This window comes from Oscillibacter sp. KLE 1728, from assembly GCF_934833455.1.
In the GTDB taxonomy this organism is placed as follows: Bacteria; Bacillota; Clostridia; order Oscillospirales; family Oscillospiraceae; genus Oscillibacter; species Oscillibacter welbionis.
Genome location: NZ_CAKVVF010000077.1, coordinates 3,558 through 9,661, shown reverse-complemented (window position 1 = coordinate 9,661; position 6,104 = coordinate 3,558). Strand labels below are relative to the sequence as shown.

Sequence of the window (6,104 nt, the reverse complement as noted above, 5' to 3'; positions counted from 1 at the left end):
GCTGGTGATGGGGTAGGTGTTAGCCCTCGGGCCCCCCATCCGTGGGGTGTTTTTGGCGGGCGGTTTCGGGGGCGGTAATAATGTACCGTTGCAAATGACGGCCGTGTGTATGTTCAACTGGCGCGTCTTTGTGATGATCCCTCCAGAGGACGGATTTCCAGATAGTAGTGAGGCTCCGCCAGATCCAGCGATACCTGGGTAACACCATTTTCCAGATCAAAGCCCAGGTTCTGCCGGACGATCTCAATGGTGTCCGTGTTCACCAGGGCGGCGGTCTGGTCGGTGAGCTCCAGCGTGGATCCCAGGGCCGTCACCAGATCATAGCCCTGGAGGCCCACGTTCTCCGAACCAGAGCAGCCGTAGTCATAGCTGGGTGCCTTCCAAAAAGAAGCCGCCACAGTAACACTGCCGCCTGCCGGGACGGTGACGGGGAAGGACAGGTACAGCACCCGCTCCTGGGACAGGGCTTCCATCAGGATCTCATCCAGTCGGCCGTCGCTGTACCGGTCCTTGGGGGTGCCGGAGAAGAGGCCGTACTGCTCCAGCAGCTGCCACACCAATCCCTGGTACTGCGCCTGAGAGAGATACCGGAAGGGGCTTTCCTGCCCGCGGCCCAGGCTGAACTGCTCAAATTCCGCCTGATAAGCCCGGCACAGCAGGTCCAGCACATCGGCCAAGGTGGTCTCCCGGCAGGTGACGGTGCAGGACACCCCATCGATCTCCTGGTCACAGCCGCCGTCGGCGTACCCCTGGAGGACATAATCGCCAATGTCATCACCCAGGACGATCAGGATTTTTGTTTCCGTCTCTCTCCGGACACCATCGGGAACGAAGTAGCTGTACTGGCACCAGCCCCGGTCCGCATCCCGACTCATGCCGTTGAAGCCGTAGGAGAGGACTGTGGTGGCCTCTGGGTCGGTAGTGAAGGTCACCGCCTGGGTAGCGGCGTTGTATTCCTCATGGGGCGCGGCGAAATCCGTGAACTGATATACAGTCACCGGGACCTCCGGGGCAGCAGTTTCCTCCATCGCCCGGGACAGGTATTCTCCGTCTGCCAGAAGTGCCTGATAATCGGCCCATTCGTCCGGCGGGGCCAGGTTCCAGGTGGAGCCGTCCGGCTCCCCGGCGTCCTGAAAGCCTCCGGCGTAGCCGCCGGAGAGCACAGAGAAACCGGTCCCCCCGCTATCCACGGTGACAGCAGCGTTCAGCTCGGGAAAGTCCAGCCAGCTGGTGGAGACGGGGTAGAGGGCGTTGACCGTCACACTGCCGTCAGCAGGATTGGTCAGCGTGTAGCTGTCTGTCACCTGGGCCCCCCACTGTCGGGGGGATCCATCCTCATAGGAGCCGGGGGCAAAATCCCAGGTGACGGTCCGCCCTGCGGTCAGGCGGGTGTTCGTTTCCGCCGTGGTCAGCGGAAAGACCGGCCCGGCGTAGGACAGGAAGGTAGTGCCCGGGCTGTGGCCGTCACCGCCGGATTCTCCACCGGCCAGCGCGGCATCTCCGGGGCTGCCGGTGCCCGCTCCCGGATTCGATTGCCACAGTCCCCACGCCCCGGCGCAGATCACCGCGAGACATGCGGCCGCGGCCAAAAGCCGAACCCATGAGGGCCGCCGCTGTACAGCGGCGGGGGAGGAGGCGGTGTCCGCCTCCTCTATGAGGCTTTCGTCCACCAGACCCAGGATTTGAAACAACCGCTCCGCTTTCACAAAAACACCTCCTCCTGTTCCAGATAGGTCCGCAGGGCCTTCCGGGTGCGGAAGAGAGAGGACTTGACCTTCCCCTCTCCGCAGTTCATTCCGGCGGCAATATCCGCCACACTCTGCCCGTACCAGTACCGCCGCAGGAAGATGATGCGGCTCTCCGGACTCTGCCGCCGCAGAAACGCGCTGATGAGCGACGCGATTTCCTGGTCCTCCATCGTCTTCTCGGTTCCGTGGGGCTCCGGCACACAGTCATCCAGCTCCCCCAACAGCACCTCCATGCCGTCCCCGCCCCGTTTGGCGGTGCGGCTCTGCTTCCAGCGGTCCAGAGAGAGGTTGCGGACGATGCGCCCCAGCCAGGCCCGGAAGGCGGAGGGGCGGGCCGGAGGAATGGCGTTCCAGGTGCGCAGATACGTGTCGTTGACGCACTCCTCCGCGTCGCTGTGACTGCGGAGGATGTTCCAGGCAATCCCCGCCAGGAAGCCGCCGTATTTGCCGTGGGTCTCGTCAATAGCCCGCTGATCCCGCTGCCAGTACAGGTCGATGATCTCCGTGTCCTCCATGTTATCCTCCTCTCTCCCGCAGCAGCTCGTTGGCAAAGCGGTTCAGCGCCTCGCAGGGCGCATAGGCGGTGCGCCAGCCGGTGCCGTCGATAATCAGAAACGGGTTGTAGGCCGTGACGTTCGCAGCTGTGCCGTCAGCCATGGTCACCGTGAACAGGACGGTCTGTCCGGCATACTCCGAATAGGACTGGTCCGGCCGCGTGATGCGGACATCTGCCAGCAGATCCGCCAGGGTCTCGATCTCCCCGGCATCCAGCTCCAGTGTCACATCCGGGGGGCCCACCAGGACGGTGGCTGCGGCGATGTCCGCCGCCTCCAGACCCCGGAAGGGCCTCCGGCCCCAGAACAGCAGTCCTGCCGCCAGCGTCAGCAGGATGGCCAGCACGGCTCCGCCCATCAATAAGTACCGCTTTTGCAGATTCATGGGATCCTCCTCCTGTCTCCAGCCCGCGGCCGGAGGTTCTCTCACCAACATAGACGAGAAAACGTGATGCCGGTTGCAAAGAAGTGGAAATTTTCCAAAGGAAACCGCTCTGGAGCGCGGACGCTCCAGAGCGGTTTTGAAAGAGAGCGGGGATCAGGCCTCCAGCAGCCCCAGGCTCACCAGGAACTCCCGGGCCACCTCATCCACAGTGCGGCCCTCCACGTCCACCTGGTAGGTCAGCTCCGCCATCTGCTCGGTGGGGATCTTGCCCGCCAGTTGGTTCAGAATGTCCGCCACCTCCGGGTACTTCTCCAGCAGATCGTCCCGCACCAGAAAGACGCCGTTGTAGTCGGGGAAGAAGCTCTGGTCGTCCTCCAGGACCTTCAGCCCGACCTTTTTGTTCAGGCCGTCGGTGGAGTAGACCACCGCCACATCGAAGCTGCCGTTTTCAATGGCGGAGTACTTCAGGCCCATATCCACAGAGACCGCGTCCTGGAAATTCAGACCGTAGAACTTCACAAAGGGGTCATACTTCATGCTGCCCTCCAGGGTGAAGAACTCCTGCTCCGCGCCGAAGGTCAGCTGGTCCGCAATGGGGATGAGGTCGCTGATGGTCTCCAGGCCGTACTCGTCCGCCAGGGCCTGGGGCACGCCGATGGCGTAGGTGTTTTCAAAGCCCAGCTGCTCCAGCTGGGTGAGGCCGTAGCTGTCCAGCTCGCCCTGGACGTAGTCGTAGATCGTCATGCCCTCCGGAACGTCCACCGTGTCCTGGCCCAGGAAGGTGGTGAGGATCGTGCCGTCGTAGGAGATCATCAGGTCGCAGGTGTGGCTGTCATCCTTCAGGGAGTTCCAGTTGTTCACCTGGGACATCTGATCCTGAATGGTGACGGTCAGGTCCGTCTGGTCCTCCACCAGCATCTTTACCATGTGGTGCATCAGCTGGGTTTCGGAGTAGTCGCCGTCATAGAGAAGAATGTCGCCGGTGCCGCCGCGGCCATAGGGCAGCAGCAGGATGAACGCCAGTACGATGGCCGCCACCGGGATCCACATTTTCTTGGAGCCGCCCCGGCTCTTGCGCATCTGCCCCTCGAACCAGCTCATGATGAGGTCCAGCACCACGGCGATGACCATAAGGACGCCGGTGGCCGCCAGAATCAGGGACATATCGGAGATCCGGATGGCCTGGGTGATGACGCCGCCCAGACCGCCGCCGCCCACGAAAGCTGCGAATACCGCAGTGCCGATGGCGTTTACCACCGCGATGCGGATGCCGGTGAACACCGTGGGGAAGGCCAGGGGGAACTCCACCATCAGCACCCGGTAGGGCTTGCTCATGCCCATGCCCCGGGCGGCTTCCTTCACACCCGGGTCCACCTCCTGGAGTCCCAAGCAGGTGTTCCGCACGATGGGCAGCAGGGAGTACAGCGTGATGCCGGTGATGACCGTCAGCTTGCCGGGGTCCAGCACCACCATGATGATGCCCAGAAGGGCCAGGGAGGGAATGGTCTGCAGCAGGTCCACAATCCGCAGGATGACGGGCCGGGCGGTCTTGGAGACGTATGCCCAGATGCCCAAGGGCAGTCCCACGGCGATGGACAGCAGGCTGGCCGCCAGAACGATGAAGAGATGTTGAAAAATCAGGTCCCAGCTCATTTGCCCGCCTCCTTTCGCAGGCCGCGGGGCGTGACCCTTTTCTGCAGCAGGTCAATGACCAGTCCGAAGAGAACGGCCAGTATGGCCGCCGGGATGGCCCCCAGGAGAATCAGCGTGTTGTTGTTGGAGCTGGTGCCCCGGTACACAAAGTCGCCCAGGCCGCCCAGGCCGATCATGGAGGCCAGCACCGCCCAGGAGACGGTGTAGATGGCGGCCATCCGCAGCCCCGAGATGATGACCGGCATGGCCAGGGGCAGCTCCACCCGCACCAGCGTCTGGAAGGAGGACATGCCGCAGCCCTTGGCGGCCTCGATGTATTTCGGCTCTACCTCCAGAATGCCGGTGTAGGTGTTTTTCAGCACTGGGAACATGGCGTACACACTGAGGGCCACGATCACCGTGGGATAGATATTCCCCCACCAGATGAACAGCACGCCGATGAACACCAGGCCGGGAATGGTCTGGAAGATGGAGAGAATGGGGATGATGATGCCCGACAGCCACCGCGGGATTCGGGAGAGGAGGATGCCGAACACCAGTCCCGCCGCAAAGCCGATGACCACGGAGATCAGCACATATATCGTGTGCAGTCCGATGGCCCGCAGCAGGTCGGCGCCGTAGTCCTGGATCAGCGTCATCATTTGGAATCACCCCACAGATTCTCCGCCACGCTGCGGGCCACGCTGGTCTTGGTGACGATACCGGCGATGGTGTCGTCCGCATTCAGCACCACCACGTAGTTGGCACCGGAGTCCAGCAGGTAGTCGAAGCTCTCCTTGGCCTCGTCCCCCACCCGGACGGTCCGGGCGGTCTGTCGGATCAGAGGCTCGATGCTGGTGAGTTCCCGGCCCCAGTGGCGGATGTCGCCGATGGAGATGGTGCCTAAGTACCGGTTCTGCTCGTCTGTGACCAGCAGGGTGTCCACGCTGCCTCGGGCCATGCGCTCGGCGCACTCCAGCACGCCGCGGTCCTTCCGGACGCTGAACACATTGGTGCGCATGAAGCTCTCCACTTTGGAGGGGGCGGTGTCCGGCGTGTGCTTGCCCATAAAGGTGCGGACCAGATCGTTGGCGGGGTGCTCCAGCATCTCCTCGGGGGAGGCCATCTGGACGATTTCTCCGGCGGCCATGAAGATGATGATGTCCGCCAGCTTCAGCGCCTCGCTCATGTCGTGGCTGACGAAGACGATGGTCTTGTTCAGCTTCTGCTGCAGGTTCTTCACCTCGTCCTGCAGGGACTCGCGAGTCAAGGGATCGAGAGCGGAGAAGGGCTCATCCATCAGCACGATGGGGGGAGAAGCCGCCAGGGCCCGCAGCACGCCGATGCGCTGCTGCTGGCCGCCGGAGAGCTCGGAAGGATACTTGTTGGCAGACTGCTCCATGTGGACCAGCTGCAGCATCTCCTGGACGATCTCATCGCACCGGGCCTTGTCGTACTTCAGCAGCTTGGGGACCACGCAGATGTTCTGGGCCACGGTCATGTTGGGGAACAGGCCGATCTGCTGGATCACATAGCCGATATGCCGCCGCAGTTCCACCTTGTCCTGGGAGTGGATATCCTGCCCGTCGATGCGGATGGTGCCGGAATCGGGCTCCAGCAGGCGGTTGATCATCTTCATGGTGGTGGTCTTGCCGCAGCCGGAAGGGCCGATCAGGACCACGAACTGTCCGTCTGGAATGGTGAAATTCAGGTCCTTGAGGACCGGGGTCTTGCCATAGCTCTTGGAGACGTGTTCAAACTGGATCATATCGCTGCCTTCACTCC

Annotated in this window: 6 protein-coding genes; all 6 read right to left on the bottom strand. The window is 62.7% G+C overall.

The window, feature by feature from the left end; all coding sequences use genetic code 11:
• Positions 1-113: 113 nt before the first annotated feature.
• Complete coding sequence (locus QVE23_RS08800) at positions 114-1,706, bottom strand: hypothetical protein (RefSeq protein ID WP_287967957.1); 1,593 nt, start codon at positions 1,704-1,706, stop codon at positions 114-116.
• Complete coding sequence (locus QVE23_RS08795; protein WP_119311336.1) at positions 1,703-2,263, bottom strand: RNA polymerase sigma factor; 561 nt, start codon at positions 2,261-2,263, stop codon at positions 1,703-1,705. The genes QVE23_RS08800 and QVE23_RS08795 overlap by 4 nt, the downstream gene beginning before the upstream one ends.
• 1 nt (position 2,264) lies before the next feature.
• Positions 2,265-2,687 (bottom strand): hypothetical protein, encoded by a 423-nt coding sequence (locus QVE23_RS08790; protein WP_267288370.1) that lies wholly within the window; start codon positions 2,685-2,687, stop codon positions 2,265-2,267.
• Between the two features lie 153 nt (positions 2,688-2,840).
• Positions 2,841-4,340: a glycine betaine ABC transporter substrate-binding protein gene (locus QVE23_RS08785; RefSeq protein WP_021748232.1), complete on the bottom strand. Its 1,500-nt coding sequence runs from the start codon at positions 4,338-4,340 to the stop codon at positions 2,841-2,843.
• The gene (locus tag QVE23_RS08780; protein WP_021748231.1) at positions 4,337-4,981 is read right to left on the bottom strand and encodes an ABC transporter permease; all 645 of its coding nucleotides are present in this window, start codon (positions 4,979-4,981) and stop codon (positions 4,337-4,339) included. The genes QVE23_RS08785 and QVE23_RS08780 overlap by 4 nt, the downstream gene beginning before the upstream one ends.
• Positions 4,978-6,104: betaine/proline/choline family ABC transporter ATP-binding protein (locus QVE23_RS08775; RefSeq protein WP_502919087.1), on the bottom strand; the 1,127-nt coding region annotated here is incomplete at its 5' end. The genes QVE23_RS08775 and QVE23_RS08780, both read right to left, overlap by 4 nt.

What these genes read in the sequence shown, in the direction of transcription:
- QVE23_RS08780 (WP_021748231.1), bottom strand. Translation starts at nt 4,981, where the DNA reads ATGATGACGCTGATCCAGGACTACGGCGCCGACCTGCTGCGGGCCATC.
- QVE23_RS08785 (WP_021748232.1), bottom strand. Translation starts at nt 4,340, where the DNA reads ATGAGCTGGGACCTGATTTTTCAACATCTCTTCATCGTTCTGGCGGCC.
- QVE23_RS08790 (WP_267288370.1), bottom strand. Translation starts at nt 2,687, where the DNA reads ATGAATCTGCAAAAGCGGTACTTATTGATGGGCGGAGCCGTGCTGGCC.
- QVE23_RS08795 (WP_119311336.1), bottom strand. Translation starts at nt 2,263, where the DNA reads ATGGAGGACACGGAGATCATCGACCTGTACTGGCAGCGGGATCAGCGG.